This window comes from Mycobacterium sp., from assembly GCF_965277065.1.
Classification (GTDB): domain Bacteria; phylum Actinomycetota; class Actinomycetes; order Mycobacteriales; family Mycobacteriaceae; genus Mycobacterium.
The window spans coordinates 1,376,786-1,396,472 of sequence record NZ_CBDIBT010000019.1 but is presented as its reverse complement, the minus strand read 5'-3'; the positions used below and the strand labels follow the sequence as shown (position 1 = coordinate 1,396,472).

17 protein-coding genes and 1 pseudogene are annotated in these 19,687 nt (G+C 66.0%); 8 read left to right on the top strand and 10 right to left on the bottom strand.

What is annotated here, in order from left to right; translation table 11 throughout:
* The first annotated feature begins 4 nt into the window (after positions 1–4).
* Positions 5–812: pseudogene (locus ACQY5A_RS24005) on the top strand (crotonase/enoyl-CoA hydratase family protein).
* A gap of 55 nt (positions 813–867) precedes the next feature.
* Here ACQY5A_RS24005 and ACQY5A_RS24000 read toward each other — a convergent pair.
* A complete protein-coding gene (locus ACQY5A_RS24000) occupies positions 868–1,068 on the bottom strand; it encodes a hypothetical protein (protein WP_428342753.1) in 201 nt (66 codons plus the stop codon).
* Between the two features lie 196 nt (positions 1,069–1,264).
* Here ACQY5A_RS24000 and ACQY5A_RS23995 point away from each other — a divergent pair, with 196 nt between their 5' ends.
* Positions 1,265–2,782 (top strand): class I adenylate-forming enzyme family protein, encoded by a 1,518-nt coding sequence (locus ACQY5A_RS23995; protein ID WP_428342752.1) that lies wholly within the window; start codon positions 1,265–1,267, stop codon positions 2,780–2,782.
* Between the two features lie 21 nt (positions 2,783–2,803).
* Positions 2,804–3,100: a hypothetical protein gene (locus ACQY5A_RS23990; RefSeq protein ID WP_428342751.1), complete on the top strand. Its 297-nt coding sequence runs from the start codon at positions 2,804–2,806 to the stop codon at positions 3,098–3,100.
* A 1-nt stretch (position 3,101) separates the two neighbouring features.
* On the opposite strand, the gene ACQY5A_RS23985 is transcribed toward ACQY5A_RS23990, so the two are convergent.
* Entirely contained in the window at positions 3,102–3,725 is a 624-nt protein-coding gene (locus tag ACQY5A_RS23985) for a TetR/AcrR family transcriptional regulator (RefSeq protein ID WP_428342750.1), read from the bottom strand.
* A gap of 17 nt (positions 3,726–3,742) precedes the next feature.
* Positions 3,743–3,895 carry a hypothetical protein gene (locus ACQY5A_RS23980; protein ID WP_428342749.1) on the bottom strand — a complete coding sequence of 51 codons (153 nt, stop codon included), beginning with the start codon at positions 3,893–3,895 and terminating at the stop codon, positions 3,743–3,745.
* A 352-nt stretch (positions 3,896–4,247) separates the two neighbouring features.
* Here ACQY5A_RS23980 and ACQY5A_RS23975 point away from each other — a divergent pair, with 352 nt between their 5' ends.
* Positions 4,248–6,083, top strand: coding sequence for an acyl-CoA dehydrogenase (locus ACQY5A_RS23975; protein ID WP_428342748.1), 1,836 nt, complete (start codon positions 4,248–4,250; stop codon positions 6,081–6,083).
* A 69-nt stretch (positions 6,084–6,152) separates the two neighbouring features.
* Here the strand turns inward: ACQY5A_RS23975 and ACQY5A_RS23970 are convergent, their stop codons facing one another.
* Together ACQY5A_RS23970 and ACQY5A_RS23965 are read right to left on the bottom strand one after the other, a co-directional pair.
* Positions 6,153–7,637: an aldehyde dehydrogenase gene (locus ACQY5A_RS23970; protein ID WP_428342747.1), complete on the bottom strand. Its 1,485-nt coding sequence runs from the start codon at positions 7,635–7,637 to the stop codon at positions 6,153–6,155.
* Positions 7,638–7,679: 42 nt separating this feature from the next.
* Entirely contained in the window at positions 7,680–8,450 is a 771-nt protein-coding gene (locus ACQY5A_RS23965; RefSeq protein WP_428342746.1) for a class I SAM-dependent methyltransferase, read from the bottom strand.
* Positions 8,451–8,489: 39 nt separating this feature from the next.
* On the opposite strand from ACQY5A_RS23965, the gene ACQY5A_RS23960 reads away from it, so the two are divergent.
* A complete protein-coding gene (locus ACQY5A_RS23960; RefSeq protein ID WP_428342745.1) occupies positions 8,490–9,644 on the top strand; it encodes a glycosyltransferase family 4 protein in 1,155 nt (384 codons plus the stop codon).
* Here the strand turns inward: ACQY5A_RS23960 and ACQY5A_RS23955 are convergent.
* Both ACQY5A_RS23955 and ACQY5A_RS23950 read right to left on the bottom strand, forming a co-directional pair.
* On the bottom strand, positions 9,606–11,330 hold the full coding sequence (locus ACQY5A_RS23955; protein WP_428343315.1) for a hypothetical protein: 1,725 nt from the start codon (positions 11,328–11,330) through the stop codon (positions 9,606–9,608). The genes ACQY5A_RS23960 and ACQY5A_RS23955 overlap by 39 nt on opposite strands.
* A gap of 36 nt (positions 11,331–11,366) precedes the next feature.
* Positions 11,367–12,614, bottom strand: coding sequence for a DUF3068 domain-containing protein (locus ACQY5A_RS23950; RefSeq protein WP_428342744.1), 1,248 nt, complete (start codon positions 12,612–12,614; stop codon positions 11,367–11,369).
* Positions 12,615–12,790: 176 nt separating this feature from the next.
* Here ACQY5A_RS23950 and ACQY5A_RS23945 point away from each other — a divergent pair, with 176 nt between their 5' ends.
* Positions 12,791–13,954: an acyltransferase family protein gene (locus ACQY5A_RS23945; RefSeq protein ID WP_428342743.1), complete on the top strand. Its 1,164-nt coding sequence runs from the start codon at positions 12,791–12,793 to the stop codon at positions 13,952–13,954.
* On the opposite strand, the gene ACQY5A_RS23940 is transcribed toward ACQY5A_RS23945, so the two are convergent.
* Positions 13,920–15,443 carry an AMP-binding protein gene (locus tag ACQY5A_RS23940; protein WP_428342742.1) on the bottom strand — a complete coding sequence of 508 codons (1,524 nt, stop codon included), beginning with the start codon at positions 15,441–15,443 and terminating at the stop codon, positions 13,920–13,922. The genes ACQY5A_RS23945 and ACQY5A_RS23940 overlap by 35 nt on opposite strands.
* The gene (locus tag ACQY5A_RS23935) at positions 15,440–16,420 is read right to left on the bottom strand and encodes a phosphotriesterase-related protein (RefSeq protein ID WP_428342741.1); all 981 of its coding nucleotides are present in this window, start codon (positions 16,418–16,420) and stop codon (positions 15,440–15,442) included. The genes ACQY5A_RS23940 and ACQY5A_RS23935 overlap by 4 nt, the downstream gene beginning before the upstream one ends.
* A gap of 144 nt (positions 16,421–16,564) precedes the next feature.
* On the opposite strand from ACQY5A_RS23935, the gene ACQY5A_RS23930 reads away from it, so the two are divergent.
* Both ACQY5A_RS23930 and ACQY5A_RS23925 read left to right on the top strand, forming a co-directional pair.
* Entirely contained in the window at positions 16,565–17,245 is a 681-nt protein-coding gene (locus ACQY5A_RS23930) for a TetR/AcrR family transcriptional regulator (protein ID WP_428342740.1), read from the top strand.
* Positions 17,246–17,254: 9 nt separating this feature from the next.
* Positions 17,255–18,190 (top strand): R2-like ligand-binding oxidase, encoded by a 936-nt coding sequence (locus ACQY5A_RS23925; protein WP_428342739.1) that lies wholly within the window; start codon positions 17,255–17,257, stop codon positions 18,188–18,190.
* A 73-nt stretch (positions 18,191–18,263) separates the two neighbouring features.
* Here ACQY5A_RS23925 and ACQY5A_RS23920 read toward each other — a convergent pair whose 3' ends face one another.
* The gene (locus tag ACQY5A_RS23920; RefSeq protein ID WP_428342738.1) at positions 18,264–19,640 is read right to left on the bottom strand and encodes an NADP-dependent succinic semialdehyde dehydrogenase; all 1,377 of its coding nucleotides are present in this window, start codon (positions 19,638–19,640) and stop codon (positions 18,264–18,266) included.
* Positions 19,641–19,687: the final 47 nt, after the last annotated feature.

Here is a 19,687-nt window from a genome sequence, read left to right as displayed (position 1 = left end):
CGCTATGAGCCCAGTGAGCACTGAAGAAGCCGCAGAACCCGAAGTCCTCGTCGAGCAGCGGGACCGCATCCTGATCATCACCATCAACCGGCCCAAGGCCAAGAACGCGGTCAACTCCGCGGTGGCCCACAGTTTGGCCGACGCGGTGGACAGGCTCGACGGCGACCCCGGACTATCGGTGGGCATTGTGACCGGCGCGGGCGGAACGTTCTGCGCAGGCATGGACCTCAAGGCGTTCGCCCGCGGCGAAGTTCCCATCGTCGAGGGCCGCGGGATGGGCTTCACCGAGCGTGGGCCCGTCAAACCGCTGATCGCGGCCGTCGAGGGCTATGCGCTGGCCGGAGGCACTGAGCTGGCGCTGGCCACCGACCTGATCGTGGCGTCCAAGGACGCGTCATTCGGCATCCCCGAGGTCAAGCGCGGACTGGTCGCCGGCGGCGGTGGATTGTTCCGGCTGCCCGAGCGCATCCCGCCCGCGATCGCCATGGAGTTGGCGCTGACGGGCGAGGCCTTTACCGCCGAGCGGGCGCACGCCCTCGGCATGGTCAACGTGCTGGCCGAGCCCGGCGGCGCGCTGGACGCGGCGATCGATCTGGCCGAGCGGATCACCGTCAACGGTCCGTTGGCCGTGGCCGCCACCAAGCAGAGCGGTCAAGCAGAACGAGCACCTCGTCGAGTCCCGGGGCTGGAGCCCCGACGAGCGGTTCGCCAAGCAGAACGAGCACCTGATGCCGGTGTTCTCCTCGAACGATGCCAAGGAGGGTGCGATCGCGTTCGCCGAGAAGCGCCCGGCCAAGTGGACGGGCACCTGAGCTCAGGCCGCCCGATCCTGCTCTAGTTCCTCGGCCTCGGCGCTGTCTTCGGCGGTCACCAGTTGTCCGGGCCGAACGGAACGGTCTGCCGGCCGGAACCGGGCAGGCCGACGGTGTTCACCGCGCAGGTGCCGAGGCCGAGTAACAACAGCACGAAGGTGCCGAAGAACTCGGCGAGCATGGCGCCCGCTATCCCGGCGCGGAGCCTGGTGAAGGTGGAGTGCGTGGGCGATAGGTCTGTTGCGAAGGTCGTCAAAGTGTTGTCCCCAACTCGCTTGTGGTTGCTTGGTCAACTACTGGCGAACCCGCAGCGGGTAACCCTCACGTGCGCAGGTAAACGCGGTCGGCGTAGTGACATCGGCCACGGCGCGGGCGAGATTGTGAGGTCATCTAAACTGGCATGACACTTCTGCCAAGCTTTGTAACGTGTGGACACCACAGAAAGCGCGAGCGTGAGTATTTCGTTACTTCTCGAGATGGCCAGCTCGAGCGATCCCGAGCGGACGGCGGTGGTCTCCGGGGATGTCCGACTGACGGCGCAGCAGCTCAGCGATCTCGCCGATGGCGGGGCCGGCATCATCGCCGGTTCGCAGGCGTCCCACGTCGTCTACGTCGGCGTCGGCGGCGCGATGTTGCCGCTGCTGATGTTCGCCTCGGCACGGGCCGGGTTGACGTTCACGCCGATCAACTACCGGCTTTCCGCCGAGGGCATCAAGACGCTGATCGCGCGCCTGCCCCATCCGCTGGTGGTCGCCGACAGCCGCTACCTCGACGAGCTCGGGGGGCCGGCCGGACTCGAGGACTGTGCCAAACACGTCATGCTGTCCGACGACTTCCTGGTGCAGGCCCGCGACGCCGAGCCGGTCGTGGAGTTCGCCGACCCGGACTCGGTGGGCATCGTGCTGTTCACCTCGGGCACCACCTCGCAGCCCAAAGCCGTTGAGCTGACCCACAACAACCTGACCAGTTACGTCACCGGCACGGTCGAGTTCGGGTCCGCCGAGGAGACCGATGCCTCGCTGATCTGCGTGCCGCCGTACCACATCGCCGGGGTCAGCGCGGCTCTGTCGAATCTCTACGCCGGGCGCAAGATGGTCTATCTGCCGGTGTTCGAACCGCAGGAGTGGCTGCGTCTGATCGACGCCGAGCACGTCACCAGCGCGACGGTGGTCCCGACCATGCTGGACCGGATCGTCACCGTCTTGGAGGGCGGTGGACACCGGCTGCCGTCGCTGCGCAACCTGGCCTACGGCGGCTCCAAAGTGCCGTTGCCGCTGGTACGCAAGGCCCTGGAACTGCTGCCGCACGTCGGTTTCGTGAACGCCTACGGATTGACCGAAACGAGTTCGACGATCGCCGTGCTGACGCCCGACGACCATCGCGAGGCGCAGGCCGCCGCCGACCCGTCGGTACTGAAACGCTTGGGTTCGGTCGGCCAGCCGGTGCCGAGCGTCGAGGTGCAGATCCGCGGGGAGGACGGCGCGGTTCTGCCGGCGGGGCAGACCGGTGAGCTGTTCGTCCGCGGCGAGCAGGTGTCGGGTCGCTACACCGGGATCGGCTCGGTGCTCGACGCCGAGGGATGGTTCCCGACCAAGGACATCGCCACCCTCGATGAGGGCGGCTACCTCTTCATCGGCGGCCGCAGCGACGACACGATCATCCGCGGCGGGGAGAACATCGCGCCCGCCGAGCTGGAGGATGTGCTGGTCGAGCACCCGCACGTGCGAGACGTCGTCGTGGTCGGGGTGGAGGATCCGCATTGGGGGCAGGCGATCGTCGCGGTCGTGGTGCCGGCCCCCGGAGCCGACCCCGACGCCGAGGAATTGCGTGAGCATGTCCGCAGGAGTTTGCGGGGGTCGCGAACCCCTGACCGGGTAGTCTTTCGCGACGAGCTGCCCACCAACGCGACGGGCAAAGTGCTTCGTCGCGACATCGTCGAAGAGCTTCGCGCCGCTCCGGCCGAGCAGTAACTCCAACCGAGGATCGAAATCATGATCAAAAACGGAACCCGTCTGGCGAGCCAGGTCTGCGACACCCAGGTGATCGTCGTCCGCAGCGCCGACAGCCTCGACGATCTGCGCTGCGGTGGGGCGGCGATGGTGGAATTGGGGGCGGAGCGGTCCGGTGAGCCGGATCCGGCATTCTCCGATGGCGCGATCATGGGCAAGCGTTACGTCGACGACGCCGGTGCCGAGGTGCTGGTGACCAAGGCAGGGGCCGGAACGTTGGCTGTGGGCGAGACGGCACTGAGCCTCAAGGAAGCCAAGCCGCTGCCGGCCAGCGATTAGCTCAGGACTGCCCGGGGACTCCGTTGCGGCGGACGAATTCCCTTGCCTTGACCAGGAACTCGAGCTGCTCGTAGACCTTGTGCAGTGGTTCGCTGCTGCGCGCCGAGCGGCACAGGACGACGGCGCCTTCCAGCGTGGCGATCGACATCACCGCCAGCGAGTCGGCGTCGGACTCCGCGAAGCCATCACCGACGAACGCCCACGTGAGGGCCGTACGCCAGTGCGCGAAAATCCGCGCCGCCTCTTTCGACAATCGCAGTTCGTCGTCGCCGGAGCCGATCGCCGCGGCGACCACCGGGCAGCCGGCGTGGTAGTCGCTGTCCGCGAGCACGCGTTCCCAGAAGTCGACGAACTGCCGGAGCAGCACCTTGGCGCCTCGTCCGGCGGCGTCGTCGATGTCGGCGGTGATCGCGTCCCCGGCGTATTGCAACGCCTCGGCGAGGATCTGGTTGCGACCCTCCGGGAAGTGGTAGTACACCGAGCCGCGTGGCGCGCCGCTGCGGGTGAGCACCTCGTCGATGGTCACGCCGGCGGCACCGCGTTCCCGCATCACCTCGGCGGCGCTGATCAGCATTTTGGCGCGGGTGTTACCGCGCTTACTGCGCGATCGAGTTGCTAACGACATGGGCTCTCGCTGGCCTGTCAGGCTGCGCGGGTCTGGCGAAGCTGCGGGATACGCCAGTGAAGTGTCCTCGCGGTCAATCGCGCGGGACGCAGCGTATTGCGGCGCAGACCGGCCCACTCCCCGCTCAAGCGGTAGCCGGCGACGTTGAGTTCGACGATCAACATGGTCATCTCCTGAAAACTATGTAAGAGACCATATAAGACTCGCGTCCAGCAAGCAAACGCTCGGCGCTGCCGTTGCAGGATAGAGACCTAATGGACCGGACGTCTCGCATCTATTGCCGCGCGCCTGTTCAGCAGAAATTATGGTGAAATGCATATTTCGGACGCAGCCCTGGGCGGTGCGGCAATTCTCTTTGTCGCAACCCGCATGACCACATTCGCCCAGCGCCGTCCCCAAGTCACTCACGGAAGACTGCTAACGCACGCAAGGATCTGGTAAGCGTGCGGAGCGTGACCAAGCTCAATTCCAACCGAGCCCGTCCGCGTTACGCTCGGCCCAGGCGATTGAAAGGGGTCAGCAATGGGCCACTACAAGAGCAACGTGCGGGACCTGGAGTTCAACCTGTTCGAGTCGCTGAAGTTGGACGAGGTGCTCGCCGACGAAGCATTCGGCGACCTCGATGGCGACTCGGTGCGGCAGATGCTCGCCGAGGCTGCCCGATTGGCCGAAGGACCGGTGGCTGAGTCGTTCGCCGACAGCGACCGCCACCCGCCGACGTTCGACCCCGACACTCATGTGGTCACGCTTCCCGAGCCGTTCAAGAAGTCGTTGCGCGCGTGGGGCGAAGGCGAGTGGTTTCGGGTCGGGCTCGAAGAGGCGGTCGGCGGCGTGCCCGCGCCGTCGATGGTGCAGTGGGCGGTCAACGAGTTGGTCCTCGGGGCCAACCCGGCGGTGTTCATGTACATCGCCGGCCCGATTCTCGCCAACATCCTCTACGGGATCGGCAATGAGCAGCAACGGCATTGGGCCTCGCTGGCCATCGACCGCAACTGGGGCGCGACGATGGTGCTTACCGAACCTGATGCGGGTTCCGACGTCGGCGCCGGCCGGACCAAGGCCACCGACCAGGGCGACGGCACCTGGCACATCGACGGCGTCAAGAGGTTCATCACCAGCGGCGACAGCGACGACGTCTTCGAGAACATCTTGCACATGGTGCTGGCCCGGCCGGAGGGTGCCGGTCCGGGAACCAAGGGGCTCAGCCTGTTTCTGGTGCCCAAGTTCCTGCTCGACGCCAAGACCGGCGAGCCGAGGGAGCGTAACGGCGTCTTCGTCACCGGCGTCGAACACAAGATGGGCCTGAAAGTCTCGGCCACATGCGAATTGACCTTCGGTCAGCATGGCGTCCCGGCGGTCGGCTGGCTGGTGGGCGACAGCCACCGCGGAATCGCGCAGATGTTCCGGATCATCGAGTACGCCCGAATGATGGTCGGCACCAAAGCCATTGGAACATTGTCAACGGGTTATCTGAATGCGTTGGAGTACGCCAAGACTCGTGTCCAGGGTGCGGACCTGACGCAGATGACCGACAAGACCGCTCCGCGGGTGACGATCATTCATCATCCCGATGTGCGGCGTGCCCTGTTGACGCAAAAGGCGTACGCCGAAGGATTGCGCGCACTTTATCTGTTCACCGCGGCGCACCAGGATGCCTCGGTTGCCGCAGTGGTCTCGGGCGCCGACGCCGATTTGGCCGAGCGGGTCAACGATCTGCTGTTGCCGATCGTGAAAGGCGTGGGCTCCGAACGGGCCTACCAATGCTTGACCGAGTCGTTGCAGACACTGGGCGGATCCGGCTTCCTGCAGGACTACCCGCTCGAGCAGTACATTCGTGACGCGAAGATCGACAGCCTGTACGAAGGCACCACCGCGATCCAGTCGCAGGACTTCTTCTTCCGTAAGATCATTCGCGACCAGGGCAAGTCGCTACAGCATCTGGTCGCGCAGCTCGAGGCGTTCATCGACAGCAACCACGCCCGTCCCGAACTCGCCGATGCCCGTAAGCAATTGGCCACCGCGCTCGACGACCTGCAAGGCTGGGTCGCGACCATGACCGGGTACCTGATCGAATCCCAGGAGAACCCCAACGAGCTCTACCGCGTCGGCCTTGAGTCGGTGCCCTTCTTGATCGCCGTCGGTGACCTGCTCATCGGCTGGTTGCTACTGCAGCAAGCCGAAATAGCCCTGACAGCGCTGGACGGCGATCCGGGCGCGGCCGACCGCGCCTTTTACGCCGGAAAGGTCGCCACGGCAAAGTTTTTCGTCAAGAACGTGCTGCCGCGGTTGACTGCTGAACGCGAGATTGCGGCCAATGTCGACCTCGCCGTCATGCAGCTGCGCGAAGAGTCGTTCTAGCGAGCTTGAGTGTGACGCCACAGGCACGTTCGCGCTCAAGTGTGCCTGCAGCGTCACGTCGCTGCAGCGTCAGGCCTCGGTGGTGTAGCCCATCGGCATCAGCACGCTCTTCTGCTGAGTGAAGTGCTCGACGCCCTCGGGGCCGTTCTCGCGGCCGATTCCGGAGTTCTTGTACCCACCGAACGGACAGCACGGATCGAATGCGTACCAGTTGATCGCGTAGGTGCCGGTGCGGATCTGCTCGGAGATCTTGATCCCGCGTGGCACGTCGGTCGTCCACACGCTGCCGGCCAACCCGTACGCTGAATCGTTGGCGATCTTGATCGCGTCCTCTTCGGTGTCATAGGGAATGATGCTCAGCACCGGGCCGAAGATTTCCTCCTGCGCGATCGTCATTTTATTGTCGACGTCCGCGAACACCGTGGGCTGCACGAAGAAACCGTCGTCCAGGCCTTCGGGACGCCCGCCTCCGGCGACGAGTCGCGCACCCTCCTCGATGCCCTTGGCGATGTATGCCTCGACACGGTCGCGCTGCTTCTCCGAGATCAACGAGCCGATCTGCGCGCCTGCGTCCGACGGCGGCCCGACGGGCAGTGACTGCGCGAAATTGCCCACGGCTTCGACGATTTCGTCGTATCGCGAGCGCGGCGCCAAGATGCGGGTCTGCGCCACACAGGCCTGCCCGGTGTTCATGATTCCGGAGAACACCAGCATCGGCACCGAGGCGGCCAGGTCGACGTCCTCGAGCAGGATGGCCGCCGACTTGCCGCCGAGTTCCAGGGTGCACGGCTTGAGCATCTCGGCGGCGCGCTTGCCGATCTCTTTGCCGACAGCCGAGCTTCCGGTGAACGAGAAGATGTCGATGTCGGGGTTGGAGGTCAGCGCCTGTCCGGTTTCGATACCACCGGGAACGATCGACAGCACACCCTCCGGCAGGCCGGCCTCGGCGAACACCTCCGCCAAAGCGTTTGCCGTCAGCGGTGTTTCGGCGGCCGGTTTGAGCACCACCGTGCAGCCGGCCAGCAGGGCCGGGCCGAGCTTGTTGATCGCCAGGAACAGCGGCACATTCCAGGCCACGATCGCACCCACCACGCCGAGCGGCTCACGGTGCACGATGGTCTGCCCGTAGCCGCCGTTGCGGACTTCCTGCCACTTGACCTGATCGACGGCGGGGCCGGCAAAGAAGTTCAGACAGGCAATTCCACTCATCCATTGCATGGTCTCCAGCGACATCGGCGGCTGACCGGTCTCGTCGCCGAGCAGTTTGATGAAGTGGTCTTTGCGCTCCTCCATCAGCTTCAGTGCGCCGGCGATGACGGCCGCGCGATCTTTCGGCGGCGTGGAGGGCCATGGTCCGTTGTCGAATGCCGCACGCGCCGCGGCGACCGCGGCATCGACGTCGCCCGCTGCAGCCAGTGGCACCTTGCCGACGTACTCGCCGGTCGCCGGGCAGTGCACCTCGATGACCTCGGACGTCGACGGCTCGGTCCATTTACCGCCAATGAAAAGCTTGTCGTACTCCGTTGTGGCTTGCTCCGTTGTGACTTGGCTCATGGCCGCCACCATACCCAAGTGGCGTCCAAACGAGAACACGTTTCAGTGGTGCGGCTGGAGCACCAGAACGAGATTGCTCACCAGGAACTCGCGCACCATCGGTAAAGCCGTCAGCCACCAGGCCCATTTCGGGTGGTAGCGCGGGAAGGCGGCTACCAAAGCGCCGGTGCTCGCCGCCCAGTCCAGCCCTTCCGCCGCCGACACCGCGAACAACGACGACCCGTAGTGATTTTTCGCCGGATGACCGTGTTTTCGGGCGTAGCGGGCCGCCGCCCGGGCCCCGCCGAGGTAGTGGGTCAGGCCCATCTCGTGGCCGCCGAACGGGCCGAGCCAGACCGTGTAGGACAACACCGCCAGGCCGCCGGGCCGCGTCACCCGCAGCATTTCGCCGCCGAGCGCCCAGGGCCGCGGCACGTGCTCGGCGACGTTCGACGACAGGCAGATGTCCACGCTGTTGTCGGCGAACGGCAGTGCCATGCCCGACGCTCGGACGAACGTCCCCGTATCACGCGCCAAAACTGGCCCTGCAGAATGTATTTCGCCTGCGTTCGGCTCGACACCGATATAGCCGAGCCCCGCGTCGCTGAACGCTCCGGCGAAATAACCGGGCCCGCCACCGACGTCGAGCACCCGGCGGCCGACCGGCTGTTCGCCGTGCATGCCCTGCCACAGGTCGCTGACCAGGTGCACGGTGTCGACGGCCAGCGGACCGTAGAAACGCGCCGGCTCGGCCTGCTCGTAGCGGAAGCTCGACAGCAGCCGCACCGAACGGCGCAAGGTCGCCCGCCGCGCGAACACCTCGGTCACCGCCACCGGCCAACCCTAGAGCCCCGGCATCGCTAGGCTTGGCGAATGTCCGGTGTGCGCTCAGTGCTGCTCCTGTGCTGGCGTGATACCGGCCACCCGCAGGGCGGCGGCAGCGAAACCTACCTACAGCGCATCGGCGCCCAGTTGGCCGAATCCGGCGTCGATGTCACGCTACGCACCGCCTGCTACCCCGGCGCAGCCCGCCGCGACATCGTCGACGGCGTCCACATCTGGCGCTCGGGTGGGCCGTACTCGGTCTACATCTGGGCACTGCTGGCGATGGCAGCGGCCAGGCTCGGCATCGGGCCGCTGCGCGGCGTGCGACCCGATGTGGTCGTCGACACCCAGAACGGCCTGCCATTTCTGGCCCGGCTCGTCTACGGCTCCCGCGTGGCGGTGCTGGTACACCACTGCCACCGCGAGCAGTGGCCGGTGGCCGGCTGGTTCCTCAGCCGCGTCGGCTGGTTCGTCGAATCGTGGTTGTCGCCGAAGGTGCATCGCCGCAATCAGTATGTGACAGTGTCACTTCCGTCGGCCCGCGACCTGGTCGGTCTGGGCGTCGACACCGAGCAAATCGCCGTGGTGCGCAACGGGCTTGACCAGGCACCCGTGGCCTCGCTGAGCGGGTCGCGAGCGGGCACTCCTCGCGTGGTGGTGCTGTCGCGGCTGGTGCCGCACAAGCAGATCGAAGACGCCTTGGACGCGGTGGCGCAGCTGCGGGCATCAATACCCGATCTGCACCTCGATGTCGTCGGCGGCGGTTGGTGGAGCCAGCGGTTGACCGAACATGCGCAGCGGCTGGGCATCGGCGATGCGGTGACATTCCACGGACACGTCGACGACACCGCGAAACACCATGTCATGCAACAGGCTTGGGTGCATGTGCTGCCGTCCCGGAAAGAAGGCTGGGGGTTGGCGGTGATCGAGGCGGCGCAGCATGCCGTGCCGACCATCGGTTACCGGTCTTCTGGCGGGCTGGCCGATTCGATCATCGACGGGGTGACCGGTCTGCTGGTCGACGACCGTGCCGAACTGGTGCGCCGACTCGAGCAGTTGCTCGCCGATCCCGTGTTGCGCGATCAGCTCGGCGTCAAGGCACAAGCGCGTAGCGCCGAGTTCTCGTGGAAGCAAAGCGCAGACGCGATGCGCTCGGTGCTGGAGTCAGTCGTCGCCGGTGACCGCGTCACCGGCGTGGTCTGACGGCACCCACCGACCCGCGATGGCCGAACCGACAGCTCCGCCGATCAATATGGCCAACCAGACCAGATGCGCGATGATGACCGCGGCCCGACGGCCCGCCGATGCGCCGCCCGTGTTACCGCCGACCCGGTACAGCATCAGGTCCCGCCCGCGGAACGCAACGGGTAGTCGCTCCAATGTCTCGGTGGCCCCACTCATATCGCCCGCGGTGCCCTCCTCGACAACTAGCCATCCCACGCCGGCCGCTCGGAGTTGATCCGGGTCGGCGCCCGCCAACAGCAGCCGCTGCACCTCACGGGCCCGGTCACCTTCGCCGAGAACGGTCGTCCCGGAGACCGTAAGGTCGCCGGTCGTCAGGACGTCGGCGCGTAGCCAGCGCGGCAGCGGGTCCAGCACCGGTGCCGGACCCGACCAGGAAAACCGCCGCATGGTGTCGGCCGGCAACACCGCGACTTCAGCGGGTGCTCGGTTTATGGCGGCCGCGACGGCCGCCCAGTCGCCGGGGTAGTGCGTCGACTGGACCTTTCCGCCTATGCCCCAAGCCAAGTCGGGCAGCGCCAGCAGCAGCGCGACGCAGCAGACCAGCGGCGCGATGGCCGGTCGTAGCCATCGTCGCAACGTCAACACCGCACCCGCGCCGGCCAAGGCATAGCCGGGCATCGCCAGCGCGACCCACTTCTGTGCGTCGCGCAGCACACCCAGGCCGGGGACCGTCTCGACGACCGCATGCAGGACGGCCAACCCCGGGCCGGTGGCCAGCGCTGCCGGTACCAGAATCGACGCCACCGCCAGCACCAGCAAGGGTCGTGCGTCATGCGAACGCCGAAGCGTGACGAACCCGGCGGCGACCACAGCGAGCAGCACGACAGCAGACACCAATGTGAAATACGTTGTGCGCGAGGCTGGTACGGCGTCACCATTCCATATACCGCCCAAGCTTGCCAGGCTGCCCAAGGTGCCCAGCGCCGGTTCGGCACGGGCCGCGAAGGCGGCGATGCCCGGTGTGTGGGACCACATCCGATCCGTCGACGCCAGGCCCAATAGCGCGGCGGTCAACCACGGCAATGCCGCCAACGCAGCGTCAACCGAAACTATTGCAGCGCAACGCCATCGTGATACACCGGTGCCCGTCACCGCAGCGCATGTCAACCCGACGGTGGCGGCCAGGATCAGCCCGGTCGGGGTCAGGCCGGCCAACGCGATCCAGAATGTCAGGCCGAAAATGCTTGGCCAGATGCCACTTTCGGCCGTACGCAGTGAGATCAGCGTGGTCGCCACCCACGGCAAGCAGCCGTAGCCGAGCAACAGGCTCCAATGCCCTTGCAGGAGCCGCTCGCCGACGTAGGGGTTCCAGATCGCCAGCGTGGTCGCCACGAATTGGCCGCCGGCACAGGACTCCGGTAGCAGTTGTGCGACCAGTCGCGCCGCACCCCAGCCGGCCAACCACAGGCCGGCGACCAGCAAGGCTTTCACCACGATGCCGCCGTCGACGACATGCGAGGCCACGGCAATCGCGAAATCCTGTGGTGTCGCCCGCGGAGCCGAGACCAGGCCGAGAGCGTTGTCGGTGAAGTACGACCGCGGCGTCGACACCGCGTCGCGGAGTAGGAGGTAGCCGGGCTTCAGCAGCGGCGCCACCACGAGTAACGCCAACGCGAGTGCGTACCCGGGACAGGTCCACCGCAGCACCCGATGGGGGAGCGCCCGCACGCGCTGAGCCAGCTAGGGAAGGTCGGGCGGCGCGGGAGTCGAAGAACCCCCCGAGCTCGACGTCCCGTCTCGCTTGACGTCCTTGGGGGATGTGGGAATCTTCTCGGTCTCGGCTTCGGCGCCCGGCACCCGCTCGACCGGTGGATCGCCGCCGCGACCGAAGAATCCGCGATCGGCTTCGTCCTGGCCGGGTTCGTTCAATGCGGTCTCGGTGCGCAGGCTGAACGAGCCGAGCAGCAGCCCGCCGATCAGGGCGATCACGCCCGCCGCGGTGAAAGTGATCGGCAGCACCCGCGACCACAGCGCCAATCGGTCGCGCTCGTTACGCGCGGCGTTGACCTGAGCCTCGACCGTCTCCTCGTTGGACGAGATCTTGTAGTCGACCAGCGTGACTTCCGGCTTCAACGCGTCGCGCGCGTAATAGTGGTTGGCGCGCTCTTGTTCTTTGACGATCGTGCCCGACTCCGGGTCGACCCAGAACGTCCGCTGCGCGGCGTAGTAGCGGGTCATGGTGATCTTCTCGTCCGGATCGCCCGGTAGGCCCCACATGAATGCGGTATTGGTGACCTTGCTGTCCGCGTCGTCGGCGTACAGCGACGGGTATCTGATCGGCTCGGCGAGTTTGCCGTCCGCGTCGTAGCCGACGTCCTGGGTGAACTTGTAAACCGTCAGGCCGTTGACGTCTTCTTCACCGTTGTAGTTGGCCTCGAACGCTTTCTGCGCTATCGGGTCGAAGTACGGGTACGACCGCTTTTCGGTGTGGAACGGAAAGCGGTAGGACAGCCCCTCATGCGGCAGCGCAATATTGGTGGCCGGACTTTCGTCCTTGAATCCGCGTGGCTTCTGTACCGCGCCGCCGGGATGAGTGTCGTCGGACACCGCTGTCGCTGTCTTGCGGTTGAGGGTGACGGTGTCGACCAGGGCGAGCAGCAGGCCGGAGTCCTTCTGCTTGTCGCTGCGCCGAACCGAGCTACCCACCTGGAACGTGACGACGTCGGCGTTGGCGGGGGATTCGACGTCGATCTGTTGCTGAGACACCACCGGCACGTTTTTGTCGACGACGAGTTTCGGGCTGTACAGCGACGCGGGGTCGACGGTCGTACCGCTGCCCTCACCGATCAAGGTCGCGTCCAGATCGAGCGGAATCTTGGTGATCCTGCTGCCGGTGTAGGTCGACAACAGCAGCGCGGCGATCAGCAACGCGGCTCCGAGTCCCATGATCCCGCACGCGGCCATCCGCAACATGACTGCTCGGTTCACGTGCCGTGACCTCCTTCTGATCTCGTCCGGTTCAGGCCGTAAACCTGGCGTTCTACCCGCTGGCGGCACGGCCGCGCAGCAAAACTCGTTCGACCCTAACAGCATTATTTAAGGTCGCTGTTTATGTCCCCAGGGTGGGCAAACACGTTTGCGCGTTGACCGGGCAGACTGTCGTTATGGATCCGAACGGGCAGGTGGGTGGCACCCGCAAATTCCTGCCCGCAGTAGAAGGGATGCGGGCCTGCGCCGCAATCGGCGTCGTCGTCACCCACGCGGCTTTCGACACCGGGCACTCCAGCGGATTCGACGGTCGGCTGTTCGGCCGCTTCGATCTTGCGGTGGCGGTGTTCTTCACGCTGTCGGGGTTCCTGCTGTGGCGAAGCCACGCCGCCGCCGCTCGCGGGCTGTCACCGCGTCCGGCGACCGGTCACTACCTACGATCGCGGGTGGTCCGCATCATGCCCGCGTATCTGGTTGCGGTCGTAGTCATTCTGACGCTGCTGCCGGACGGCAATCACCCGAACCTGACGGTGTGGCTGGCGAACCTGTCGCTCGCCCAGGTCTATGTGCCCCTGACACTGACCGCCGGCCTGACCCAGATGTGGAGCCTGTCGGTCGAGGTCAGCTTCTACCTGGCGCTGCCGATCCTGGCGGTGCTGGCCGCCCGTCTGCCGGTCCGCGCCCGGGTGCCGGCGATCACGGGTTTGGCTGCCGCAAGCTGGTTCTGGGGTTGGCTCCCACTGCACACCGCACCCGGACTCAATCCGCTGACCTGGCCGCCGGCGTTCTTCTCCTGGTTCGCCGCGGGCATGCTGCTCGCCGAATGGATCTACAGTCCGATCGGCTGGCCACACCGACTGGCGCGGCAGCGCGTGCCGATGGCCGTCGTGGTGCTGGCGGCCTATCTGGTTGCGGCCTCCCCGCTGGCCGGCCCGGCCGGCCTGGTCCCTAGCAGCGCTGCGCAGTTCACCGTCAAGACGGCGATGGGCGCGCTGGTGGCCGCGGGCCTGGTGGCGCCACTGGTGCTCGACCGGCCCGACGCCAGCCACCGGTTACTGGGTAGCGCCCCGATGGTGACGCTCGGACGCTGGTCCTACGGAATCTTCATCTGGCATCTGGCCGCGCTCACAATGGTGTTTCCGGTGATCGGTCAGTTCGCGTTCCATGGCCACCTGCCCGAGGTGCTGGCGTCGACGCTGGTCTTCAGCATCGCGATTTCCGCGGTCAGCTACGCGCTGGTCGAGTCGCCATGCCGAGAGGCGTTGCGGCGGTGGGAATCACGCCGGATCCCACGCCCGCAGGCGGTCAGCCCGCGTCAAGAAGATGCAGTCGCGCCATGATTTGCGCGCGGACCGCGGAGCGGCGGGCCTTACCGGCGTCGTCGCGCAGCGGAGTTTCGACGAACTCCACGGTTTCCGGCACCTTGTAACCGGCGATGCGTTGGCGCAGAAACTCTTGCACCGTCTGCTCATTCAGCTCGGTGCCGGCCTGAACCAGGGCGTACGGCACCTGCCCGAGATCGTCATGCGGAACCCCGACAACCAAGCAGGACAACACATCTGGATGCTCGGACAACGCCGCCTCGATCTCGGCCGGATACACGTTGCGGCCACCAACGGTGAACATGTCCACTCGGCGGTCGGAGATGTAGAGAAATCCGTCGGCGTCGAAATAGCCGAGGTCGCCCAACGAATCCCAGCCGTCGCGGGATTTCGCCGTCGCGCCGACGTAGCGGTAGGTCGGCGCGCTGCCCGGGCTGGGCCTCATGTAGATCTCGCCCACCTCTCCGGGCGGGCACGGATTGCCGTCGTTGTCGAGCACCTTCATCTCGCCGGCCACCACGATGCCGACCGAGCCGCGGTGAGCCAGCCACTGGTCGCCGGAGATGAAGGTCAGCGCCTGTAATTCGGTGCCGCCGTAGAGTTCCCAGACTTTCTCCGGTCCGAGCAGATCGATCCAGGCCTGCTTGATGGCGGGCGGGCACGGGGCACCCAAGTGCCAGAACCGACGCAGCGACGACAGGTCGTAGGCTTGCGCGTTGTCGCGATAGACCGGCAGCGCCCGCTGCATGATGGTCGGCACCGTGGTCAGGAAGGTGACGCGGTGGTCGCTGATCAATCGGAGGAATTGCTCCGGCTCGAACCGGCTCATCAGCACCAGGTGGTGGCGCATCAGCAGCGCGATGGTCGCGGTGGTGAAACCGGTGTTGTGCGACAGCGGAACCGGGACCAGCGTGATGTCGCCCTCTTGGGCGCCGAGCGGATAGCCGATGGCGGCCGGAATGCGGCTGTCACCGCCGGATTCGATCAGCTTCGGACGCCCGGTGCTGCCACCGGACCCCATCGCCTTCCACACCGGCGACACCGCTTCGGGTAGCGCCTCGTCGGACAACGCCGGATCGGGCGTGAAACCTGCTGGCACGCTTGCGACTTCACCATGGCTTGGCTTTATGGTCGTCGACCGGCTGCGCCCGGCTTCGCCGAGCCGGCGATCGACTTCGCGGCCGACCAACAAAGTCGGTGGCCGCAATTCCAGCAGACCGGCCAGCTCGGTGTCGGGCAGCCGCGCCGACAGCGGTTGCGGCACGGCGCCGAGCTTCCAGCAGGCCACCGCGGCCTGGATCCACTCGATCCCGTTGGGCAGCAACATGGTTACGTAGTCGCCGACGCCGACACCCCGCTCGGCGTACGCGCGGGCGAGCCGGTTGGTGGAGCGATCGAGTTCGCGACGGGTCAGCGTGCGCCCATCGCAGGTGACGGCCGGCTCGTCGGGAGCGAGCGCGGCCAGCGCGGAGATCTGGGCGCCGATCGGTGGGATCGGCGCGGTCACGAGTAGGAGCCCTGCCGCTCGAAGATCCGGCGCGGGTTGTCCACCAGCATGGTGTGCAGCTGCTCGTCGGTGACCCCGCGTTCCTTGAGCGCGGGGATGACGTCGTTGTGGATGTGCAGGTAGTGCCAGTTCGGCGCCATCTGTGGCACCACCTCTTCGGGGATCGCGTCGAAGTAGCAGTTGGCGTCGTGGGACAACACCATCTTGTCGGCATGCCCGCGTTCGCACATCTGCGCGACGACGTTGACCCGGTCCTCGAACGGTGAGATCACGTCGAGACCGAAACGATCCATGCCGAGGTAAGAGCCGGGGGCGATCAGCTCCTCGAGGTAGCCGATGTCGGTGCTGTCGCCGGAGTGCCCGATGATCACCCGGCTCAGGTCGACGCCCTCCTCCTCGAAGATCTTCTGCTGTTCCAGCCCGCGCCGCAGACCAGCATGGGTATGCGTGGAGATCGGCACCCCGGTCCGCTTGTGCGCCTGGGCAACCGCGCGCAGCACCCGCTCGACACCCGGTGTGACACCCGGTTCATCGGTGGCGCACTTGAGGATTCCCGCCTTGATGCCGGTATCGGCGATGCCCTCCTCGATATCGCGGACGAACATGTCGGACATGATCTCCGGGCCGCCGAGCAAGCCGCCGGGGCCTTCGTAGTGGAACCGGAAAGGGATGTCGTTGTAGGTGTAGAGACCCGTCGCGACGACGATATTCAGGTCGGTGGCCGCGGCGACCCGGGCAATGCGCGGGATGTAGCGACCCAGTCCGATCACGGTCAGGTCGACGATGGTGTCGACTCCGCGCGACTTCAGCTCGTTGAGCCGATCGATGGCGTCGGCTACCCGTTTGTCTTCGTCGCCCCAAGCTTCCGGATAGTTCAGCGCTATCTCGGTGGTCATGATGAACACATGCTCGTGCATCAGCGTGACGCCGATATCGGTGGTAGTGACAGGTCCGGAAGCGGTATTCACTGACGACACGTAGCCGACTCTAGGACTCCGACGGCGTCCGATGGTCCGGATCGGGGAGACCGGATCGAATCGCGAGTTGGCTACCCCCGGCCCCTTGTGAAGTGACGTGGCTCACAGTAAGGTGACCGGTGGTCATCCACTGGAAGAGGGCTGATGCCGACGGTCACCTGGGCTCGCGTCGATGCCGCGCGACGGGCCGCAGTCATCGACGCTGCGGAAGCGGAGTTCGGCGCGCACGGGTTCTCCGGCGGCAGCCTCAACGTGATCGCCCGGCGAGCGGGCGTGGCCAAAGGCAGCCTGTTCCAATACTTTGCCGACAAACGCGACCTGTATGCGTTCATCACCGACGTCGTCAGTCAGCGGGTACGCGCGTACATGGAAGAGCGGATCCGTCAACTCGATCCGAGTCGGCCGTTCTTCGAATTCCTGACCGACTGGCTCGACGTGTGGATCGCCTACTTCGCCGATCATCCGCACGAACGCTCGCTGCACGCCGCCGCCAGTCTGGAGGTCGACACCGATGCGCGGATCAGCGTGCGCAGCGTCATCCATCGGCACTACTTGGAAGTGCTGCGGCCATTGGTGCGCGACGCTCATCAGCGCGGCGACTTTCGCAGCGATGCCGACACCGATGCCTTGATGTCGTTGCTGCTGTTGATCTTTCCGCACCTGGCATTGGCGCCCTACATGCGCGGGCTGGATCCCATCCTGGGTCTCGACGACCCCACTCCTGAACAGCCGGCGCTGGCGGTGCGCCGACTGGTCGCCGTGTTGACCGCAGCCTTTGCTCCGATTCCCCTAGACAGCAAGAAAATTCAGCCGCAAAAGATCTGAGGAGGTCTGATGACACGCACACAGCTAGGTTCGCTCGCCGCGGGAGGACTCAACTGGAACAGCCTGCCCTTGAAGCTGTTCGCCGGGGGCAACGCGAAGTTCTGGAATCCTGCCGACATCGACTTCTCTCGCGACCGGGCCGACTGGGAGCGCTTGACGGAGGATGAACGTAACTACGCCACCCGACTGTGTGCCGAGTTCATCGCCGGCGAGGAATCGGTGACCCAGGACATCCAGCCGTTCATGTCCGCGATGCGGGAAGAAGGACGGCTCGGCGACGAGATGTACTTGACACAGTTCGCGTTCGAAGAGGCCAAGCACGTCCAGGTGTTCCGGATGTGGCTCGACGCCGTCGGCGTCACCGAAGACCTGCACCACTACCTCGATGACGTCCCCACCTACCGCAAGATCTTCTACGAGGAACTACCCGAAAGCCTCGGCGCCCTCGAGACCGACGCTTCGCCGGCCGCGCAGGTCCGCGCGTCCGTCACCTATAACCACATCGTCGAGGGCATGCTGGCGCTGACCGGCTACTTCGGCTGGCACAAGATCTGTGTGGAACGCGGGATCCTTCCCGGCATGCAGGAGTTGGTCCGGCGCATCGGCGACGACGAGCGGCGCCACATGGCCTGGGGCACCTTCACCTGCCGGCGCCACGTCGCCGCCGACGACTCCAACTGGGACGTTTTCGAGGCCCGCATGAACGAGCTCATGCCGATGGCGCTGCGCCTCACGGAAGAGGGCTTCGCCCTCTACGATCCGATGCCGTTCAACCTGTCGGCGGACGAATTCATGCAGTACGCCGCCGACAAGGGGATGCGCCGGTTCGGGACCATCTCCAGCGCCCGCGGCCGCCCGCTCGGTGAGATCGACCTCGACTACTCACCGGTGCAGCTGGAAGACACCTTCGCGGCCGAAGACGAGAAGGCACTGGCGGCGGTCTGACGCCGAGCACACACAGAATCGCCTAAATCGGTCCGATTTCGCGTGATTCTGCGTCTGCTCGCTGGGACAGCTGCTAGCCCACCCAGACCGTCTTGGCGTTGCAGAACGCGCGGATCCCGAGATTCGCGAGCTCACGTCCGTAGCCGGAACGCTTGACGCCGCCGAACCCGAGTTCGGGGTAGGACACGGTCATCCCATTGATGAAGACCTGGCCGGCTTCGATGTCGTCGATGAAGCGCTCCTGCTCGGCCTCGTCGTTGGTCCACGCGTTGGATCCGAGCCCGAAGGTGGTGGCGTTGGCGATGTCGATCGCCTCGTCGATGCCCGAGGCGCGGTACATCGAGGCGACCGGGCCGAACACCTCTTCGGTGTAGAGCGCCATGTCCTTGGTGATGTCGGTGACGACGGTCGGCGGGTAGAACCAGCCGGGCTGCTCAGGTGTCTTGCCGCCGAGGCGGACCTTCGCGCCCGCGGCGACGGCGTCGTCGACCTGCTTGGCGATCTCGTCGCGACCGGACTCGGTGGCCAGCGGGCCCACGTCGGTGTCCGGGTCGGTCGGGTCGCCGACCTTGAGCGCCTCCATCTTCTCGACGAATTTGTCCACGAACGCGTCGTAGATGTCGGTGTGCACGATGAAACGCTTTGCGGCGATGCAGGACTGGCCGTTGTTCTGCACCCGGGCGGTGACCGCGGTCTTGACGGCTTCGTCGAGGTCGACGGACGGCATCACGATGAAGGGGTCGCTGCCGCCGAGTTCCATCACGGTGGGCTTGATCTCGTCGCCGCAGATGGCGGCGACGGACTGGCCGGCCGGCTCACTTCCGGTCAGCGTGGCCGCCTTGACCCGCGGGTCGCGCAGGATGCGCTCGACGGCGCTGGAAGACACCAGCAGCGTCTGGAAGCAGTCCGCGGGAAATCCGCCGCGCGCGATCACGTCGGACAGATACAGTGCCGACTGCGGCACGTTGGAGGCGTGCTTGAGCAGGCCCACGTTGCCGGCCATCAGTGCTGGGGCGGCGAACCGGACGGCCTGCCAGAGCGGAAAGTTCCACGGCATGACGGCCAGCACCACGCCGAGCGGCTGCCAGCGGGTGTACGCCCTTTTGGCTCCGACCTTGGACGCCTCGGCCGGCTCGTCGGCCAGCAGCTTCTCGGCGTTCTCGGCGTAGTAGCGAAAACCCTTGGCGCACTTGATCGCTTCGGCCTTGGCCGACTTCAGGGTCTTGCCCATCTCGAGGGTCATCATGGCGCCGACCTCGTCGGCTTCCTTCTCGAGAAGATCAGCGGTGGCGTTTGCCCACTCCGCGCGCTGGGCAAACGTGGTGGAGCGATGGTAGTCAAGGAAGCGCTCGTGGGCGCGGGTAATTGCGGCGTCGACATCGCTGTCAGTGGCGGCGTCGTAGGTTTTGACGGTCTCGCCGGTGGCCGGGTTGATGGTCGCGATGGGCACGATGACATCCTTCGCTGCATAGATGGTGAAAGTTTCAACACATAGCC

What these genes read in the sequence shown, in the direction of transcription:
- ACQY5A_RS23990 (WP_428342751.1), top strand. Translation starts at nt 2,804, where the DNA reads ATGATCAAAAACGGAACCCGTCTGGCGAGCCAGGTCTGCGACACCCAG.
- ACQY5A_RS23985 (WP_428342750.1), bottom strand. Translation starts at nt 3,725, where the DNA reads ATGTCGTTAGCAACTCGATCGCGCAGTAAGCGCGGTAACACCCGCGCC.
- ACQY5A_RS23980 (WP_428342749.1), bottom strand. Translation starts at nt 3,895, where the DNA reads ATGACCATGTTGATCGTCGAACTCAACGTCGCCGGCTACCGCTTGAGC.
- ACQY5A_RS23975 (WP_428342748.1), top strand. Translation starts at nt 4,248, where the DNA reads ATGGGCCACTACAAGAGCAACGTGCGGGACCTGGAGTTCAACCTGTTC.
- ACQY5A_RS23970 (WP_428342747.1), bottom strand. Translation starts at nt 7,637, where the DNA reads ATGAGCCAAGTCACAACGGAGCAAGCCACAACGGAGTACGACAAGCTT.
- ACQY5A_RS23960 (WP_428342745.1), top strand. Translation starts at nt 8,490, where the DNA reads ATGTCCGGTGTGCGCTCAGTGCTGCTCCTGTGCTGGCGTGATACCGGC.
- ACQY5A_RS23945 (WP_428342743.1), top strand. Translation starts at nt 12,791, where the DNA reads ATGGATCCGAACGGGCAGGTGGGTGGCACCCGCAAATTCCTGCCCGCA.
- ACQY5A_RS23930 (WP_428342740.1), top strand. Translation starts at nt 16,565, where the DNA reads ATGCCGACGGTCACCTGGGCTCGCGTCGATGCCGCGCGACGGGCCGCA.
- ACQY5A_RS23925 (WP_428342739.1), top strand. Translation starts at nt 17,255, where the DNA reads ATGACACGCACACAGCTAGGTTCGCTCGCCGCGGGAGGACTCAACTGG.